Annotated in this window: 16 protein-coding genes; 6 read left to right on the forward strand and 10 right to left on the reverse strand. The window is 60.9% G+C overall.

Features of this window, described 5'->3' with window-relative positions:
* Positions 1-106 precede the first annotated feature (106 nt).
* Positions 107-3,055 (forward strand): HD domain-containing phosphohydrolase, encoded by a 2,949-nt coding sequence (locus BW979_RS22025; RefSeq protein ID WP_076385706.1) that lies wholly within the window; start codon positions 107-109, stop codon positions 3,053-3,055.
* Positions 3,056-3,124: 69 nt separating this feature from the next.
* On the opposite strand, the gene BW979_RS22030 is transcribed toward BW979_RS22025, so the two are convergent.
* Both BW979_RS22030 and BW979_RS22035 read right to left on the reverse strand, forming a co-directional pair.
* A complete protein-coding gene (locus BW979_RS22030; protein WP_047226378.1) occupies positions 3,125-3,607 on the reverse strand; it encodes a GAF domain-containing protein in 483 nt (160 codons plus the stop codon).
* A complete protein-coding gene (locus tag BW979_RS22035) occupies positions 3,604-4,494 on the reverse strand; it encodes an ATP-binding protein (RefSeq protein WP_047226377.1) in 891 nt (296 codons plus the stop codon). The genes BW979_RS22030 and BW979_RS22035 overlap by 4 nt, the downstream gene beginning before the upstream one ends.
* 163 nt (positions 4,495-4,657) lie before the next feature.
* Here BW979_RS22035 and BW979_RS22040 point away from each other — a divergent pair, with 163 nt between their 5' ends.
* Complete coding sequence (locus BW979_RS22040; protein WP_076385708.1) at positions 4,658-6,979, forward strand: hybrid sensor histidine kinase/response regulator; 2,322 nt, start codon at positions 4,658-4,660, stop codon at positions 6,977-6,979.
* Here BW979_RS22040 and BW979_RS22045 read toward each other — a convergent pair.
* The 3 genes from BW979_RS22045 to msrB form a co-directional block, all read right to left on the reverse strand.
* Positions 6,963-7,424, reverse strand: coding sequence for a MarR family winged helix-turn-helix transcriptional regulator (locus BW979_RS22045; RefSeq protein WP_047226375.1), 462 nt, complete (start codon positions 7,422-7,424; stop codon positions 6,963-6,965). The genes BW979_RS22040 and BW979_RS22045 overlap by 17 nt on opposite strands.
* A complete protein-coding gene (locus BW979_RS22050; protein WP_047226374.1) occupies positions 7,421-7,906 on the reverse strand; it encodes a glutathione peroxidase in 486 nt (161 codons plus the stop codon). The genes BW979_RS22045 and BW979_RS22050 overlap by 4 nt, the downstream gene beginning before the upstream one ends.
* A gap of 184 nt (positions 7,907-8,090) precedes the next feature.
* On the reverse strand, positions 8,091-8,486 hold the full coding sequence (msrB, locus tag BW979_RS22055; RefSeq protein ID WP_047226373.1) for a peptide-methionine (R)-S-oxide reductase MsrB: 396 nt from the start codon (positions 8,484-8,486) through the stop codon (positions 8,091-8,093).
* Positions 8,487-8,706: 220 nt separating this feature from the next.
* Between msrB and BW979_RS22060 the strand changes: the two genes are divergently transcribed.
* Both BW979_RS22060 and htpX read left to right on the forward strand, forming a co-directional pair.
* The gene (locus BW979_RS22060) at positions 8,707-9,918 is read left to right on the forward strand and encodes a pyridoxal phosphate-dependent aminotransferase (protein ID WP_047226372.1); all 1,212 of its coding nucleotides are present in this window, start codon (positions 8,707-8,709) and stop codon (positions 9,916-9,918) included.
* Between the two features lie 299 nt (positions 9,919-10,217).
* On the forward strand, positions 10,218-11,105 hold the full coding sequence (gene htpX, locus BW979_RS22065) for a protease HtpX (RefSeq protein WP_047226371.1): 888 nt from the start codon (positions 10,218-10,220) through the stop codon (positions 11,103-11,105).
* 193 nt (positions 11,106-11,298) lie between these two features.
* On the opposite strand, the gene BW979_RS22070 is transcribed toward htpX, so the two are convergent.
* Positions 11,299-11,952 (reverse strand): thiopurine S-methyltransferase, encoded by a 654-nt coding sequence (locus BW979_RS22070; RefSeq protein WP_076385710.1) that lies wholly within the window; start codon positions 11,950-11,952, stop codon positions 11,299-11,301.
* 104 nt (positions 11,953-12,056) lie between these two features.
* Here BW979_RS22070 and BW979_RS22075 point away from each other — a divergent pair, with 104 nt between their 5' ends.
* Positions 12,057-12,824: a DODA-type extradiol aromatic ring-opening family dioxygenase gene (locus BW979_RS22075; RefSeq protein ID WP_076385712.1), complete on the forward strand. Its 768-nt coding sequence runs from the start codon at positions 12,057-12,059 to the stop codon at positions 12,822-12,824.
* Positions 12,825-13,008: 184 nt separating this feature from the next.
* On the opposite strand, the gene BW979_RS22080 is transcribed toward BW979_RS22075, so the two are convergent.
* Positions 13,009-14,682, reverse strand: a complete 1,674-nt coding sequence (locus BW979_RS22080; RefSeq protein ID WP_047226368.1) for a DEAD/DEAH box helicase — start codon at positions 14,680-14,682, stop codon at positions 13,009-13,011.
* A 338-nt stretch (positions 14,683-15,020) separates the two neighbouring features.
* Positions 15,021-15,776, reverse strand: coding sequence for a spermidine synthase (locus BW979_RS22090; protein ID WP_047226367.1), 756 nt, complete (start codon positions 15,774-15,776; stop codon positions 15,021-15,023).
* 135 nt (positions 15,777-15,911) lie between these two features.
* Between BW979_RS22090 and BW979_RS22095 the strand changes: the two genes are divergently transcribed.
* Positions 15,912-17,258 carry a class II 3-deoxy-7-phosphoheptulonate synthase gene (locus BW979_RS22095; RefSeq protein ID WP_047226366.1) on the forward strand — a complete coding sequence of 449 codons (1,347 nt, stop codon included), beginning with the start codon at positions 15,912-15,914 and terminating at the stop codon, positions 17,256-17,258.
* A gap of 133 nt (positions 17,259-17,391) precedes the next feature.
* Here BW979_RS22095 and BW979_RS22100 read toward each other — a convergent pair whose 3' ends face one another.
* On the reverse strand, positions 17,392-18,621 hold the full coding sequence (locus BW979_RS22100; protein WP_047226365.1) for a winged helix-turn-helix domain-containing protein: 1,230 nt from the start codon (positions 18,619-18,621) through the stop codon (positions 17,392-17,394).
* A 64-nt stretch (positions 18,622-18,685) separates the two neighbouring features.
* The gene (locus tag BW979_RS22105) at positions 18,686-18,907 is read right to left on the reverse strand and encodes a DUF1127 domain-containing protein (RefSeq protein ID WP_047226364.1); all 222 of its coding nucleotides are present in this window, start codon (positions 18,905-18,907) and stop codon (positions 18,686-18,688) included.
* Positions 18,908-18,959 lie beyond the last annotated feature (52 nt).

Below are 18,959 nucleotides of genomic sequence, written 5' to 3' on the forward strand. Positions count from 1 at the left end.
CTATGCTGATCGCTCAGCAGTGCGCACCAGGGGCGTTCTCGATTGGTTTCCCCCGGCGCGGCAGGGAATGAGTTGGGAACGCCCATCAACACTTGGAGTGACTGCAATGCCCAGCGCACCGCGTCCGCAACAACGCCGGTTCCCCTTGCACGTACACATCAGCGTGATGTTTACGTTGCTCCTGCTGCTGACCGGTGTGGTGCTAGGCATTTTCAACTATCACCAAACCACACAAATCATCCTGTCCAGCAGTGAAAAACTGTTCAACCGCATCGAGCAGGACGTACGCCTGGATTTGTATGACACCTATGAACCCATCCGCCACCTGTTGGGCCTGCTAGCCGATTACCCGGCGACACGTGAACCCAGGATCGCTCAGCGCCTGGCCCTGCTCGCCCCCTTCAGCCAGGCGCTGCGGGACAACCCGAACCTGGCGTCGCTGTACCTGGGCGACAGCAATGGCGACTTCCTGATGGTCCGTCCCTTGCGTACCGAAGCCCTGAAGACCGCGCTGAAAGCACCGGCCAACGCGGCCTACCAGGTCTGGACCGTGGATAGGACAGCTACCCCCGGCCAGGTTCGTGCCCAGTCGCTGTTCTACGACCAGAGCCTGACGCTCGTCAGCCGTCAGGACATTGCCGACGAATCCTACGATCCACGCAACCGAGGCTGGTTTCGCAGCGCGCTGGGAAGCGCCGAGCAAATCACCACCGAACCCTACGTATTCTTCTCCACCCAAAACCTGGGCACCACCCTCGCCCGGCGCAGTGGCGAACAGGCGGTCATCGCTGCCGACCTGACCCTGGCGTCCCTGTCCCAGACCCTGGCCAAGCACAGGGTGACCGCCGGCACCGAAATTGTGCTGCTCGACCCCCAGGGCAATACAGTCGCCTACCCCGACAGTCATCGGCTGATCACCGACACCCAGTCGGCACGCCTGATCAAGGCACGCGACCTCAGCCCGGCCATCGCCGCCGCACTCGACGACAACACCGACACCCCACGCCTGGAGGCTGGTGGACGCCAATGGATCGTTTCGCGCAGCCACATGCAGGAAGGCGGGCCGCAGGGCCTGGAACTGGCGTTGCTGGTCCCTGAGGATGAGTTGCTGGCCGATGCCTATCGCATGCGCTGGCAAGGCGCGCTGATTACCCTCGCCACTCTGCTCCTGTGCCTGCCCCTGGGCTGGTTGACCTCCAGGATTCTGGTCAAGCCCCTGCGCGCACTGGTGCAGGAGGCGGACGCCATCCGCAGCTTCGATTTCAACTACCCGGTGTCCCGTCGCTCCCCCGTGCTGGAGGTCGATCAGTTGGGCGTCTCGATGGCGCGAATGAAAGAGACCCTGGCAAGCTTCTTCGAAATCACCGCCAGTCTGCGCGCCGAAACCCGCTTTGCCCCGTTGCTGGAGCGGGTGCTGTTCGAAACAGTGAAAATCGGCCAGGCCCAGGCCGGCCTGATTTACCTGCGCGAGAACGATGACGATCAGGTCAGGCCCTATGGGTTGGTCATCGATGGAAGGCCTCGGGACCTTGCTGCCTTCGGCTTGCAAGGTCATGCGCTCAAGGCACAGGACAGCCCGCCATGGCTGCAGCAACTGGACGCCTCGGACAACCTCGTCACCTCGTTGGGCTTCGAGCAGGTCGGCGACCTCAAGAGTGTCCTGCTGGCACTGGATGCGCCACGGGTTCACCTGATCGGCATCCGCCTGCGCAATCGTCACCAGGAAACCGTCGGGGTTCTGGTGTTGCTGATAACCGACAGCGGCACCGAAGCCGACCTGGAAAAACTGCAGCCAGACCGCATCGCCTTCCTGCAGGCCGTGTCCGGCGCCGCCACCGTGAGCATTGAAGGCCAGCGCCTGCAAGCCCGGCAAAAACAACTGCTCGATTCGTTCATTCAACTGCTGGCTGGGGCGATCGATGCCAAGAGTCCTTACACCGGCGGTCATTGCCAGCGGGTGCCAGCCCTGACGCTGATGCTCGCCCAGGCCGCCGCTGCCAGCCAGGCGTCGGCATTCCAGGCCTACCGTCCCACGGAAGATGAGTGGGAAGCGCTGCACATCGCCGCCTGGCTGCACGATTGCGGCAAGGTCACCACCCCCGAATACGTGGTCGACAAAGCCACCAAACTGGAAACCCTGAACGACCGGATCCACGAGATCCGCACGCGCTTCGAGGTGCTCAAGCGCGACGCCTGGGTCGATTATTGGCAGGCCCTGGCAACGGGTGGCGAGCCGTCATCCCTGGCCCAGCGACGCGACGCCACACTGGCCAGCCTCGATGACGACTTTGCTTTCGTCGCCCGCTGCAACCTCGGCTCCGAGGCCATGGCCGACGCCGACCTGCAACGTTTGCAAGATATCGCCCAACGCCCCTGGACCCGGACCCTGGATGACCGCCTGGGGGTTTCCTGGGAAGAGAACCGGCGCCAGGCACGCACGCCCAAGCCTGCGCTTCCAGTCACTGAACGGTTGTTGGCGGACAAGCCCGAGCACCTGCTGGAGCGGCACGAAGCCGAGCTGATCCCGACAGACAACCCGTGGGGGTTCCAGCTCGACGTGCCGCCCTGGAAGTACAACCGCGGCGAGCTTTACAACCTCAGCATCAAACGAGGCACGCTGACGCGTGAAGAGCGTTACGTCATCAACCATCACATGGTGCAAACAATCCTGATGCTCAGCCAGTTACCCTTTCCCAGCCATTTGGGCAACGTGGCGGAGATCGCTGGCGGGCATCACGAGAAGATGGACGGCACGGGATATCCCAAGCGGCTCAAACGCGAGGAGATGAGCCTGCCGGCACGCATGATGGCGATTGCGGACATTTTCGAAGCACTGACGGCTGCCGATCGTCCTTACAAGAAGGCCAAGAAACTGAGTGAAGCCCTGGGCATCATGGCCACCATGTGCCGTGACGCCCACATCGATCCAGAGCTGTTCGGGCTGTTCATCGATGAAAAGATCTACCTGAGCTACGCCAACCAGTTTCTCGATCCGCGCCAGATCGATGAGGTCGACCCGGACAGCCTGTTGGACAAGGCCGGACTGAAGGCATGAAAGCCGCCGTTGTAGGCGCTGCCGAGCCGAACGCGGTCCGAGCTTTGGCCAACTGCTACGGCAAGCGGGTCAGCAGTCTGTCAGGCGCAGGAAGATATCGGCCAGTTGCTCGATACCGGCCCGGTCATGCTCGGTAAAACGTGCCAGTTTCGGACTGTCCAGGTCGAGCACGCCGATCAGGCGCCCGCCCTTGACCAGCGGCACCACCAGTTCGCTGTTCGACGCGCTGTCGCAGGCGATATGCCCGGCAAAGGCATGGACGTCTTCAACACGCTGAGTCTGGCGGGTCGCCGCCGCTGTCCCGCACACACCACGGCCAAAGGGAATTCGCACGCAGGCGATCTGCCCCTGGAATGGGCCCAGCACCAGTTCTTCGTTGCGATTGAGGTAAAAGCCGGCCCAGTTCAAGTCGTCCAACTGACTGAACAGAAAGGCCGAAAACTGCGCGGCATTGGCGATGAAGTCCCGCTCATCGGCCAGCAAGGACTCAAGCTGTGCCGCTAACAAGCCATAGCCGTCGAGACCTTCGCCGGTGCCTTTCAAATCGATCATGCCTTATTCTCCAGAAGTTTGAGGCCCACCCAATATCGGGCAAACTGATAAGCGCAACGTCCGTTGCGGTTGCCGCGCCCGGTGGCCCAACGCACTGCCTGCACATCCAGCGCTTCATCACGCTGCCAGGCCAGCCCGGCCTTGGCCGCCAGCTCGCCGATCCAGTGCTCCACCACGTTGAGGAAATGCTCCTGGGTAAACGGATAAAACGACAGCCACAACCCGAAACGGTCAGACAGGGCGATCTTGTCCTCTACGGCCTCGCTGGGGTGAAGCTCGCCATCGACCCGCTTCCAGTTCTCGTTGTCGCTTTCCTTTTCCGGCACCAGGTGACGGCGGTTGGAGGTGGCGTACAACAGCACGTTGTCCGGCGCCTGTTCCAGAGACCCGTCCAACACGCTTTTAAGAACGCGGTAATCGCCCTCCCCGGACTCGAACGACAGGTCATCGCAGAACAGCACAAAGCGCTGCGGCAGCTTTGCGATTTGTTCGACCACCCGCGGCAGATCGGCCAGGTGATCGCGCTCGATCTCGATCAACCGCAAGCCATGCTGGGCATGTTCGGCCAGCAACGCGCGCACCAGAGACGACTTGCCAGTGCCACGCGAGCCCCACAGCAACGCATGGTTGGCCGGCATGCCATCGATGAACTGGCGGGTGTTGCGACCCAGCTGTTCAACCTGACGATCCACGCCAATCAGGTCCGACAGGCGCATGTCGAGGCTGACTTCAAGCGGCAGCAGGTAACCACTGCGCCCGTCGCGCTGCCAACGGGCCGCCAGCGTTCGGGTCCAATCGATAGCCGGCCGTGGAGCAGGCAACAAGGGCTCTATGCGAGCCAGCACCGCATCGGCACGCTCAAGAAAAGCATTCAATCGAGAGTCCATGTCTTCTCCTCGGACAGGTTCACAGTGATGATGGCGCTACAGCGACGAAACGCCGTACCCAATGGCGGGTCTATCCCACACAACATAAACCGGCTGCATCGGTATTCAGAGATGATCAGCTATGCTTGAGCGGCGAAGGGAAACGTAAGTGGTTCATCATTCCATGGACATCAGATTCACCCAACGGCTGTCCTACAAGCAGGCCCGGCTGACCGTTCTGGTGGGTTTCGTGCTGGGTACTTTGCTCAGCCTGATGCAGATCGGCATCGATTATGCCAGCGAAGACGCGTCGATCAACCGTGAAATCCTGTCGCTGCTGGAAATCAGCCACAACCCGGCATCGCGTATCGCCTATAACATCGATGCCGAACTCGCCCAGGAGCTGTCCTTGGGCCTGTTGCGCTCACCGGCCATCATCGGTGCCCAACTGATCGATAACAACAACACCGTGCTGGCCAGCGTCAAACGCCCCGAACTGCAGAGCAGTTACCGGTTCATCAGCGACTTTCTCTTCGGTGCCCAGCGCCAGTTCGAAGACCGCCTCTATCTGGACCACCTGCCGGCCGAGTCCCTGGGCGTGCTGCGGCTGGAGGTCGACACCTATGCTTTCGGCAGCCGGTTCCTGCGCCGGGCCGAAGTGACGCTGCTCAACGGTTTCGCCCGCAGCCTGATCCTGACCGGTCTGCTGCTGGCGTTGTTTTATGTGATGCTGACCAAGCCGCTGGTTCGGGTCATCCGCGAACTGAGCAGCCGCGATCCCAGCAGCGGCGAGCAGAGTCGTCTGGAATGCCCCTCCGGCCACCAGCAGGACGAGATCGGTGTACTGGTCTCGGTGGCCAACCAGCAGTTCGAAAATATCGCCACCGAGATCCAGCAACGGCGCACGGCCGAAAATCGCCTCACCGATTACCTGGCGCAGTTGGAAAACATTGTCTCGGCCCGTACCGCCGAACTCAAAGCCATCAATGCCCGCCTCAGCCAGTCCAACGAGGAGTTGGAAGTGGCCCGGCGCACCGCCCTGGATATGGCCGAAGCCCGCTCCGTCTTTCTGGCCAACATGAGCCATGAGATCCGCACGCCGCTCAACGGTCTGTTGGGAATGATCGCGCTGTCACTGGATGGCCCCCTGACGGCCGAACAACAGCAACAGCTATCGATCGCCCATGACTCGGGCAAGGTGCTGGTTGAACTGCTCAACGATATCCTTGATCTGTCGAAATTCGACGCCGGTCAACTGGAACTCGAACGCATCCCGTTCGACCTTGGCTCGCTGGTCGAAGACACCGCCAACCTGCTTTCCCAGAACGCCGCTCCCAGCGTCGAGCTGGCCTGCCTGATCGACCCGGCGCTTCCAGCACAGGTCCTGGGTGACCCTACCCGGGTGCGCCAGATCGTCAGCAACCTGCTGTCCAATGCGCTGAAATTCACTCGCTTCGGCCGGGTCGACGTACGTTTGAGTCCACATGAAGACGGCGTGCGAATCGAGATCTGTGACACCGGCATCGGCATCCCCCAGGAAGCCCAAGCACGAATTCTCCAGCCGTTCACCCAGGCCGGTGTTGGCATTACCCGCCAATTCGGTGGCACCGGGCTGGGCCTGGCGCTGACCTACAACCTCTGTGAAGCCATGCAAGGCCAGTTGACGATCACCTCCGAGGCCGGTTTCGGCAGCCAGTTCTGCGCTGACCTGCCCCTGCCCTGCCATACCCCGGCGACGCCCGTCGAGCCCTTGCGCGGCAATATTGTGGCCATCACCGACCGCAGCAGCGGCCTGGCCGAATTGCTCAACATGCTATTGCCCGGCTGGGGGCTGGACTATGAAAGACGTTCGGTGGATGACGGATTGCTGGGCCTCAAGCCTGATGTCCTGATTACCGACTGCCCGGAATGCCTGTTCACTATGCGTCCCACCTTCGACGCGCCCATCCTGCTGGTCACCGCATATGGCAGTTTTCTGCCCAGCGAAGAAGCCGCCGCCCTCGCCCCCTTGTTACAGCAGGCCCGGCCCCTGGCGCGCCATGCCCTCTATCAGATCCTGCGTCGCGCCTTGCAAAGCGACGCCACCACCATCAATGACGCTCAGATCGAAACCCTGGCGCCGTCCAAACGCGGGCGGGTGTTGCTGGTGGAAGACAATCCGGTCAACCAACTGGTGGCCAAGGGCATGCTGGTGAAGCTCGGTTGCGAAGTCATCGTCGCGGCCCATGGCGCCGAAGCCCTGGACCTGCTCGAACAGAGGGATTTCAATTTGGTCCTGATGGATTGCAACATGCCGGTCATGGACGGTTACGAAGCCAGTCGCCAGATCCGTCGCAGCGGGCGCTGGCCGGATCTGCCGATTGTCGCACTGACAGCCAACGCCATGCCTGAGGAACGTGAGCGATGCCGGGCCGCCGGCATGAACGATTACCTGTCCAAGCCGTTTCGGCGCGAAGAGCTGGCGGCGTTGCTGGACCAGTGGGTGCCGCTTACGTCAGCGCTTTGATCTGCCCCAACAGATGATCGAGACCGTCTCGCAACTCTCCCAGGCGGTCCAGGTCAAGCCCGCTGTCGCATAACAGGCGGGCCTTGAGCGGACCGACCTGCTCACGCAATTCCCAGCCGGTTTGCGTAAGGCTCAGATGCACCTCCCGCTCATCGCGGGCCGAACGCTGGCGCTGAACCAGGCTCAGTTGTTCCAGGCGCTTGAGCAACGGCGTCAGCGTGCCCGAATCCAGCAGTAGCCGTTCGCCCAGAGCCTTGACCGTGGGTTGTTCCGGCGCATTTACCTGCCACTCCCACAGCACCAGCATCGCCAGGTATTGCGGATAAGTCAGGCCGAGCTGATCGAGCATGGGCTTGTAGCCGCGAATGACCGCCCGCGACGCGGCGTACAGTTTGAAGCACAACTGGCTGTCGAGTTTCAGCGCATCGACTGACAGATCATTCATTTGAGTAAGGCTTCGATCTCACCGGTCAGGTCCTGGGGTTTGGTGGTCGGCGCAAACCGCTTGACCACCTGGCCGTCCTTGCCGATCAAGAACTTGGTGAAATTCCACTTGATGCCCTTGGACCCCAGTACGCCGGGCGCCCGCTGCTTGAGCTGGACAAACAGCGGATGGGCATTGGCGCCGTTGACCTCGATTTTCTTGAACAGCGGAAAACTCACACCAAAGTTCAGCTCGCAGAACTCGGAAATTGCCCCCTCGTTGCCCGGCTCCTGCTTGCCAAATTGATTGCAGGGAAAGCCCAGCACCACCAGGCCCTGGTCCTTGTAGGTCTGCCACAACGCCTCAAGCCCCTTGTACTGGGGAGTGAAGCCGCACTGGCTGGCAGTATTGACCACCAGCACAGCCTTGCCGGCGAAATCGGCGAGGGTCTTTTGCTCCCCCTTGATCGTGGTGCACGGGATGCTCAGCAGGTTGTCGCTCATGGCAAGGCTCCAGATGGGAAGAAGAGGACACTGAAGATAGCGAGCAATTAAATTGCATGCAATTTAATTATCCAAAAATACCCGCATCACAGATTGTGGGAGCCAGGCTTGCCCGCGATGAAGGCGACACGGTCTTTCAGAGATCGAGGTGCCTTCATCGCGAGCAAGCTTTGCTCCCACAGAGTTACCCTCGGGGCACCAGATCCAGGCACACCGAATTGATGCAATAACGCAAGCCCGTGGGTGGCGGGCCGTCAGGGAAGACGTGGCCCAGGTGCGCGTCACATTTGGCGCAGACCACTTCGGTGCGGATCATGCCGTGGCTGACATCGCGCACTTCCACCACTGCGCTGCCTTCGATCGGCGCGTAGAAACTGGGCCAGCCGCAACCGGAATCGAATTTGGTCTGCGAATCGAACAATGGCTCGTTGCAGCAGATGCAGTGGTACACACCATCAGTCTTGGTGTCGTTGTATTTACCGGAGAATGGCCGTTCGGTGCCCTTTAGCCGACAGACGTTGTACTGCTCCGGGTCAAGCATGGCGCGCCATTCTTCAAGGGTTTTCTGCAACTTTTCCATCGTCCTACCTCGGCAATTGAAAAAGCCCGATCCGACGCTTTTCCGCAGATCGGGCGGCACGTATGATTGCGCCTCGTCAGACGCCAGTCTGGCAGTCACGTCATGCGCATTCAAACGGATTGTCACGCATGTACCGCGTCAAGCCTGGGCACAGACGCAGGATCCCCAGTACGGTAGTTCACTCGCCGCCTGGATCGTTCATTTTCGGGAACACATCGCCATGCAGGTCAGCAAATCGAACAAGCTCGCCAACGTCTGCTACGACATTCGCGGCCCGGTGCTCAAGCACGCCAAACGCCTGGAAGAGGAAGGCCATCGCATCCTCAAGCTGAACATCGGCAACCCGGCACCCTTTGGTTTCGAAGCGCCCGATGAAATCCTCCAGGACGTTATCCGCAACCTGCCGACCGCCCAGGGCTACAGCGACTCCAAGGGCCTGTTCAGCGCCCGCAAGGCCGTGATGCAGTACTACCAGCAGAAACAGGTCGAAGGTGTCGGCATCGAAGACATCTACCTGGGCAACGGCGTGTCCGAACTGATCGTGATGTCGATGCAGGCCTTGCTCAACAACGGCGATGAGGTGCTGGTGCCGGCCCCGGACTACCCATTGTGGACCGCCGCCGTGAGCCTGTCGGGCGGCAACCCGGTGCATTACCTGTGCGATGAACAGGCCAACTGGTTTCCCGACCTGGCGGACATCAAGGCCAAGATCACCCCGAACACCAAGGCACTGGTGATCATCAACCCGAACAACCCCACTGGCGCGGTGTACTCCAGGGAGGTCCTGCTGGGCATGCTGGAACTGGCTCGCCAGCATAACCTGGTGGTGTTTTCCGACGAGATCTACGACAAGATCCTGTACGACGATGCCGTGCACGTCTGCACCGCGTCACTGGCGCCGGACCTGTTGTGCCTGACCTTCAACGGCCTGTCCAAATCCTATCGGGTGGCGGGTTTCCGCTCCGGCTGGATCGTTATTTCCGGTCCCAAGCATCACGCCCAGAGCTACATCGAAGGCATCGACATGCTGGCCAATATGCGCCTGTGTGCCAACGTACCGAGCCAACACGCGATCCAGACGGCGCTGGGTGGCTACCAGAGCATCAACGACCTGGTCCTGCCCCAGGGCCGGTTGCTGGAGCAACGCAACCGTACCTGGGAATTGCTCAACGACATTCCTGGTGTCAGTTGCGTCAAGCCAATGGGTGCGTTGTACGCCTTTCCGCGGATCGACCCGAAGGTCTGCCCGATCCACAACGATGAAAAATTCGTCCTCGACCTCCTGCTGTCCGAAAAGCTGCTGGTGGTCCAGGGCACGGCGTTCAACTGGCCATGGCCGGATCACTTCCGCGTCGTGACCCTTCCCCGGGTCGACGACCTGGACCAGGCCATTGGCCGGATCGGCAACTTCCTCAAGTCCTACCGCCAGTAATCCAGGTGGCGTGCGAGGGGACGACTCGCACGCTGTTTGATTCAGCAACACATCCGTTTCGCCCGTTGCGGCAGGCCTTCTACACTGAAGGCGCGGCAGACGGTGCGCGGCGCGACTCAACGTTCACGGGGTACGGGCGCTCCTTTTCTTTTCCGCGGTCACTTTCAGAAAAGTCTTTCAAACATTTGCGACGCGTGTAGGACACAGTTTGAAATAGTCGGCGTGTTGAATAGCCTGCGGCGGCACCTTATATACCCCGCATAACGCTACATCTTTAGCATGAGGAGATTTCCACAACCATGATGCGCATCCTGCTGTTTTTGGCCACTAACCTGGCGGTCGTGCTGATTGCCAGCATCACCCTGAGCCTTTTTGGCTTCAACGGGTTCATGGCGGCCAACGGGGTTGACCTCAACCTCAGTCAGCTGCTGATCTTCTGTGCGGTGTTCGGTTTCGCCGGTTCCCTGTTCTCGCTGTTCATCTCCAAGTGGATGGCGAAGATGAGCACCAGCACCCAGATCATCACTCAGCCGCGCACTCGCCACGAACAATGGCTGCTGCAAACCGTCGAGCAGCTGTCACGCGAAGCCGGCATCAAGATGCCGGAGGTGGGCATCTTCCCAGCCTACGAGGCCAACGCCTTCGCCACCGGCTGGAACAAGAACGACGCGCTGGTCGCTGTCAGCCAGGGCTTGCTCGAGCGGTTTTCGCCGGATGAAGTCAAGGCTGTGCTGGCCCATGAGATCGGTCACGTCGCCAACGGCGACATGGTGACGCTGGCGCTGATCCAGGGTGTCGTGAACACCTTCGTCATGTTCTTTGCCCGCATCATCGGCAACTTCGTCGACAAGGTGATCTTCAAGAATGAAGAAGGCCAGGGCATCGCCTACTACGTGGCGACCATTTTCGCCGAGCTGGTATTGGGCATCCTCGCCAGTGCCATCGTCATGTGGTTCTCGCGCAAACGTGAGTTCCGCGCAGATGATGCCGGTGCACGCCTGGCTGGCACCAGCGCCATGATCGGCGCCCTGCAACGCTTGCGTGCCGAGCAAGGTTTGCCGGTACACATGCCCGACACCCTCAATGCCTTTGGCATCAACGGTGGCATCAAGCAAGGCCTGGCTCGCATGTTCATGAGTCACCCGCCACTGGAAGAGCGTATCGACGCACTGCGTCGTCGCGGCTGACAGGTTCAAGCTTCAAGAAAAAGCCCGCAGCGATGCGGGCTTTTTTCTGCCTGATTTATGAGTTGCCTGGTCTGGCCCCATCGCGAGCAGGCTCGCTCCCACAGGGCGTCTTCGGCGAGTGCCAATTCATAGTTCGCAACGGATCAACTGTGGGAGCGAGCCTGCTCGCGACAAGGCCAGCGGGCACGCCACATCAACGACTGGAAACCCGATACACCCGCTCATCCAGCCTTTTGACGCCAGCCTGCAAGAACTTCCAGCTTTCCCCCAGCACATCCTGCTCCTGCAATACCTCCAGCCGCCAGACCTCGCCCAGCAGCCTCTGCACTTCGTCATCCCCTACGGAAAACGGCGGGCCAGGCATTTCACCCTGTGAGTAATCCAGAGTAATGAGCAATCCGACACACTGCGGCAGAATCTTCTGCAGATGAGCCGCATACCGCTCCCGCATCGGCCCAGGCAGGGCGATCAATGCAGCGCGATCGTACAGCGCCGTGCAATCGCTCACATCCTCCGGGCTCAGGGCAAAGAAATCACCGCAGCGGATTTCAATGTCAGCGGCACGGAACACCTTGAATGCGCCCTCTTCACTCACGCTCGGCTCAAGCTGATGCTCAAGGAAGAAATCCGCGGCGGCTTTTTCCGACAGCTCCACCCCCAGTACCGAATACCCCTGTTGGGCAAGCCACAAGAGGTCGAGCGTCTTCCCGCATAGGGGCACCAGCACCCGACTGCCCCGCTCCACCCCCAGTTGCGGCCAGAAACGTTGCAGATAGGGATTCACCTCTGGCAAATGAAAACCGATCTGATTCGTTGACCAGCGCTTGTGCCAAAACTCAGGCTCCATCACTCACTCCAGAAAAACCGATTAAAACGGGCTAAAACTTATATTAGATTTAGATCATAGACCTGACAGAAGATGGCGACATCTTAACGCTCAGGAGTCCGTTCATGCTGCCCAGCCTGTTTATCTCCCATGGCTCACCGATGCTGGCCCTGGAACCCGGTGACAGCGGCCCGGCACTGGCTCGCCTCGCCGCGCAACTGCCCACACCCAAAGCCATCGTCATCGTGTCCGCGCACTGGGAAAGCAGTGAACTGCTGGTCAGCGCCAATCCGCATCCACGGACCTGGCACGACTTCGGCGGCTTCCCGCCGGCTCTGTACGAGGTGCAATATCCGGCGCCGGGCGATCCACAATTGGCGGGGCAAGTGGCGGCCCTGCTCAACGCCGCACACCTGCGGGCACGCCTGGACACAGAGCGACCCTCCGATCATGGCGTGTGGGTGCCGTTGTCCTTGATGTACCCCAAGGCCGAGATTGCCGTCGTGCAGATCTCCCTGCCCAGCCGACAAGGGCCGGCCCTGCAAACCCAGGTCGGCCGGGCCTTGGCGAGCCTGCGCCAGCAAGGCGTGTTGCTGATCGGCTCAGGCAGCATCACCCATAACCTGCGCGACCTGAACTGGAACGCCGGCCCCGAAAGCATTGAGCCCTGGGCCAAGGCTTTTCGTGACTGGATGGTGGAGAAATTGGCAGAGGACGACGAAGCCGCGCTGCATGATTACCGTCGCCAAGCCCCCCACGCCGTGCGCAGCCATCCCAGTGACGAGCACTTGTTGCCGTTGTATTTTGCCCGGGGTGCGGGAGGTGAATTCAGCGTTGCCCATCAGGGGTTCACCCTGGGGGCTTTGGGGATGGACATCTATCGGTTTGACTGATGAACCGAGTCGCGTTCAATCGCGAGCAGGCTCGCTCCCACATTTGACTGCATTTACCTGTGCCACTGTGGGAGCGAGCCTGCTCGCGATGGGCTCGCCCTGAAAAGACACCCAGCTTCAGGCAAAAAAAATCCCCGAACCAGTCGGGGATTTTTTATGTTCGATCAATCAGCCCGAGAGCGGATCAATCTTCGCGATAGCGACGCAGTTTAAGCTGCTTGCCGGCGACACGAGTGTCCTTCAGTTTGGTCAGCAACTTCTCCAGACCATCTTCCGGCAGCTCTACCAGGCTGAAGCTGTCACGTACCTGGATGCGACCGATGGCCTCACGAGCCAGACCGCCTTCGTTGAGGATGGCGCCCAGCAGGTTCTTGGCCGCGATGCCGTCACGGGCACCCAGCGCAGTACGGCAGCGCGCACGGCCTTCGGCCAGCGGGATCGGCGCACGACGCTCGCGATCACCACGGTCCGGACGATCACCGCTACGCTCTGGACGATCGCCACGCGGTGCGTTGTTCGGCACCAGTGGACGTTCTTTCTCGATCGCAGCGAGGGTCAGCGCCTGGCCATTGGTGGCCTTGCGCAGCAGAGCAGCGGCCAGGGCACGTGGGGTGCAACCGATGTCGGCGGTCAGGCGATCGAGCAGATCACCGTGGGTCGATTCGGCGTCAGCCACCAGTGGCGACAGGCTGTTGGTGAGCTTCTTGATGCGGGCATCGAGAACTGCCTGGGCGTCCGGCAGGCGAACCTCGGCGACCTTCTGACCGGTTACACGCTCGATCACTTGCAGCATGCGGCGCTCACGCGGGGTGACCAGCAGCAGTGCACGACCTTCGCGACCGGCACGGCCAGTACGGCCGATACGGTGAACGTAGGATTCCGGATCGTACGGCATGTCCACGTTGAACACGTGGGTGATGCGCGGAACGTCCAGGCCACGGGCGGCAACGTCAGTGGCCACAACGATGTCCAGACGGCCATCCTTGAGGGAGTCGATCACACGCTCACGCTGGTTCTGGGCAATGTCACCGTTCAGCGCAGCGGCTTTGTAGCCTTTGGCTTCCAGGGCGCTGGCCAGGTCCAGGGTCGCTTGCTTGGTACGTACGAACATGATCAGGGCGTCGAAATCCTCGACTTCCAGCAGGCTCAGTACGGCCGAGGTCTTCTGGTCGGCGTGAACCAACAGGTGAGCCTGTTCGATCGCGGTGACGGTCTGGGTCTTGGTCTGGATCTTTACGTGTTGCGGATCGCGCAGGTGGCGCTCGGCAATGGCGCGGATCGACTGCGGCAGAGTGGCCGAGAACAATACAGTCTGACGGGTCGCTGGCAGGGCCTTGAAGATGACTTCCAGGTCATCCATGAAACCCAGCTTGAGCATTTCGTCGGCTTCATCGAGAACCAGGTGGTTCACGGTGGCCAGGACTTTTTCGTCACGACGCAGGTGGTCGCACAGACGGCCCGGAGTGGCGACAACAATCTGCGCGCCGTTACGGATGGCTTTGAGTTGCGGGCCCATTGGAGCGCCGCCGTAAACAGCCACAACGGTTACACCAGGCATCTGCTTGGAGTAGGTTTCAAAAGCGGTTGCTACTTGCAGCGCCAACTCACGAGTTGGCGCCAGGATCAGGGCTTGCGGTTCGCGCTTAGCAGGATCGATGCGATGCAGGATCGGCAGGGCGAACGCGGCGGTTTTACCCGTACCGGTTTGCGCCTGACCAATCATGTCGTGACCGGCCATGATGATCGGGATCGATTGCTGCTGAATAGCCGAAGGTTCTTCGTAACCGGTCGCAATGACGGCTGCAAGAATGTTCGGATTAAGATTAAAAGCGACGAAGCCGCCGGTTTCCTGGGTCATGGGTCTGCCTCTAAGTGCATCCGCAAAGACCCATGCTCCAAAGCTGCGCATGCCGTGTTGAGACTCAAGAGTCGCCCTGGCTGCTTTGTCGGCGGGGATTTGCGAAAACGAATGAATGAAAAAGAACGTCGTGGAAGCATCCGTTGTGCGGACATGCAACCGAAGCTGGCTTCGGGGAATTGCGCTACCTTGACGCGGCCCGGCTAAAGGCCGGCGCGCACTATACCGGAAATCGCCCGAAAAGGGAGATTTTTTATTGCCAAACCCGGTTATGGGACTGGCTGTCATGGGCGTCGGGACAGCCGGCTTAAACGATTTACCTTCCGACAGCTTGCCTATCAAGTCGCCGGACGAATGGCCTTGATCAACGACTGCAACGAATAACCCAGCCGCGGCGCCAGCCCTTCGGCCCGGGCGACCAGTCCTTGCATGTCCAGTTCCTGGTCCAGATCCGCCGGCACGATCAGGATGACATTGCCTTCTTTAACCGGCAGCTCCCAGTAATGCCGGTGGTACAAGCCGCGCAGCAGCGCCGCGCCCAATGGCTTGCCGTCGTCGGTGGCCCATTGGTTGATCACCAGCCAGCCGCCGGGGTTGAGGCGTTTCTGGCAGTTCTCCAGAAAACCCCAGGCCAGGTGCCCGACGCCAGGGCCGACGTCGGTATAGAGGTCGACAAAGATCAAATCCGCAGGCTCGGCGGTTTCAAGCAGCTCCAGGGCATCGCCGACGCGGATGTACAGCCGCGGATCGTCGTCCAGCCCCAGGTATTGGATGGCCAGGCGCGGCACATCGGGGCGCAGTTCGATGGCTTCGACATCTTCCAGCGGCAGAAACTTGAGGCAAGCCTGGGTCAGCGTCCCGGCGCCCAGCCCAAGAAACAGCGCGCTTTCCGGCTGCTCGTGGCACAACGCGCCAATCAACATGGCGCGGGTGTAATCATATTCGAGCCAGCTCGGGTCGGCCGTGAACACGCAGCTCTGTTCGATGGCATCGCCAAATTCCAGAAAACGGTAGTCCGCCACTTCGAGAACCCGGATAACACCGAACTCGTCATGCACTTCGGCGAGCAAATGCTCGACGCGCTCCTCTGTCATTTCATCTCCTGTGGCTGCGCTGACCCTGAACATAACCGGGGCAAAAGCGCGATTGTCCGCGAAGCGACGCAAACAGGTCACGCACTAATTTGCTGATAACATGGCAGCCCGAGCGTAAACCACCTAGAGATCATGATGAGCCAACCCTGGAGCCCTGACAGCTGGCGCGCCCTGCCGATCCAGCAGCAACCCCAATACCCCGACGCGGCGCATTTGCTGCAGGTCGAGCAGACCCTGGCCAGTTATCCGCCGCTGGTGTTTGCCGGTGAAGCCCGGGAGTTGCGCCGTCAGTTCGCCGAAGTCACCCAAGGCCGGGCCTTCCTGCTGCAGGGCGGCGACTGCGCCGAGAGCTTTGCCGAGTTCTCGGCGGCGAAGATCCGCGACACCTTCAAGGTGTTGCTGCAAATGGCCATCGTCATGACCTTCGCCGCCGGTTGCCCGGTGGTCAAGGTCGGTCGTATGGCCGGACAGTTCGCCAAACCGCGCTCGGCCAACGATGAGACGATTGGCGGGGTAACCCTGCCGGCCTATCGCGGCGACATCGTCAACGGCATCGGCTTCGACGAAAAAAGCCGCGTACCGGACCCGGAGCGGCTGCTGCAGTCCTACCATCAGTCCACCGCCACCTTGAACCTGCTAAGGGCCTTCGCCCAGGGCGGATTCGCCGATCTGCATCAGGTGCACAAGTGGAACCTGGACTTCATCGCCAACTCGGCCCTGGCTGAGAAGTACAGCCACCTGGCCGACCGTATCGACGAAACCCTGGCCTTCATGCGCGCCTGCGGCATGGACAGCTCGCCGCAATTGCGCGAAACCAGCTTCTTCACCGCCCACGAAGCGCTGCTGCTCAATTACGAAGAAGCTTTCGTGCGCCGCGACAGCCTGACCAACGACTACTACGACTGCTCGGCCCACATGCTGTGGATCGGTGACCGCACCCGTCAGTTGGACGGTGCCCATGTCGAATTCCTGCGCGGGGTGAACAACCCGATCGGCGTCAAGGTCGGCCCGAGCATGAACCCCGACGACTTGATCCGTCTGATCGACGTGCTCAATCCGGACAATGATCCGGGGCGGCTTAACCTGATCGCGCGAATGGGCGCGAACAAGGTCGGCGATCACCTGCCGCAGCTATTGCGCGCCGTGCAACGAGAAGGCAAGCAGGTGCTGTGGAGTTCGGACCCGATGCACGGCAACACCATCAAGGCCAGTAGCGGTTACAAGACCCGGGACTTCGCGCAAATCCTCGGGGAAGTGAAACAGTTCTTCCAGGTTCACGAAGCCGAGGGCACCTATGCCGGCGGCATCCACATCGAAATGACCGGGCAGAACGTCACCGAGTGCATTGGCGGCGCGCGGCCGATCACCGAGGACGGGCTGTCGGACCGTTACCACACTCATTGCGATCCGCGGATGAATGCCGATCAGTCGCTGGAACTGGCGTTTTTGATTGCCGAGACGTTGAAGCAGGTGAGGCGGTGAGTCAGTAAGTCATTCGCCGTTTGTTGGATTGCTATCGCGAGCAGGCTCGCTCCCACATTGACCGCGGCGTTCACAAATCCTGTGTTCACCAAAGGTCAACTGTGGGAGCGAGCCTGCTCGCGATGAGGCCAGTTCAGTCACCCCCCACCTCAGCCAACGCCCCCGCCAGCCGAACCCCACCCGCCCGAGCGCAATTGAGCTGGACCCGCGCCAACCCCAGCCAGTCGGCCAAGCGTCGCAGGTTCACCGCCAAAGCCTGCATCCCTTCCTCGTCCAGCCCCGGCGCCTCCTCGTGCACGGCATGCACCGCCAATCGACCCAAAGCCCGCTCCGCCCGCAGATCCACCCGCGCGGCGATACGTTCGTTGTGCAGGAATGGCAGCACGTAGTAGCCATACACCCGCTTGTGAGCCGGGGTATAAATCTCCAGTCGATAACGGAAATCGAACAGCCGCTCGGTACGGCTACGCTCCCAGACCAATGAATCGAAGGGCGACAACAACGCACTGGCCGCCACCTTGCGGGGAATCTTCGCGGTGGGTCGGCACCAGGCCGGTTGCTTCCAGCCTTGCACCTGGCAGCGCACCAGTTCACCGGCCTCCTCCAGTTCGGCCAGTCGTCCACGGCTATCGGCCGGATCGAGTCGAAAATAGTCGCGCAAATCTTTCTCGGTGCCCACACCCAAGGCTTGGGCGGCATGCAGCAGCAAGGCGCGCTGGGCCTGGGGCTCGTCAGGCAGCGGTTGTTGCAGGACCGAGGACGGAAACACGCGTTCCGGCAAGTCGTAAAGCCGCTCGAAGCCCCGCCGCCCCGCCACCGTCACTTCACCCGCCGCGAACAGCCATTCCAGCGCATGCTTCTCGGCGCTCCAGTCCCACCAGGGGCCGGCCTTTTCCTGGCGCGTGGACAAGCTGCCCGCCCCCACGGCGCCTTGCTCGCGGACCGAAGCCAGTACGCGACGAATGACATCCTGACGCTCCTGACCGAACTGCGCCAACTGTCGATAAATGCCCTCACCGCGGGACGCACGCTCCATGCGCCAGCGCATCAGCGGATACATCGCCAGCGGCAGCAATGAGGCTTCATGCCCCCAATATTCGAACAGCGTACGGCGTCGGCCCTGGCTCCAGGCTGCCTGGTCGAGCAAATCAGGGGGGTAGTGACCGAGACGGGAAAACAGCGGAAGGTAGTGCGAACGCACCAATGCATTGACCGAATCAATCTGCAGGACGCCGAGGCGTTCAATCAGGCGGTTAAGGCGCGCCGGTTGCACCGAAGCTGACGTCGGCCGCCCGTCGAATCCTTGGGCGGCCAGCGCCAGACGCCGGGCCTGTTTGAGGGTAAAGGACAGAGTCGCGGGCATGAAGATCTCCTTGTCTGCTCGCAACCTACCTCACCATTAAGCGGTTTGTGTAGGGAAGGATGGCTCATTTGTGCATCGGGTCATCCCAGAATGGCCGAACCACTTCCTTTTCGACGTCGGCACGGCTGACGCCGATGTCCTTGAGCGCCTCATCGCTCATTCCGGCAAGCAGTTCACGTTCGTGGTGCAATTCGTACCAGCGGCTAAACTTGTGCAGCAGAGCGCTGATGGAAAAGCCATGGGATGAGAGTTTTTCTATCAGTAGATAACCTTTTTGACCTTTCATCGTGATGTCCTCCGTTGGGGATGGCTCAAGTCTCACGCTAACGCTAAGATCA

It is taken from the genome of Pseudomonas sp. A214 (genome assembly GCF_900156295.1).
Taxonomy (GTDB): Bacteria; Pseudomonadota; Gammaproteobacteria; order Pseudomonadales; family Pseudomonadaceae; genus Aquipseudomonas; species Aquipseudomonas rhizophila.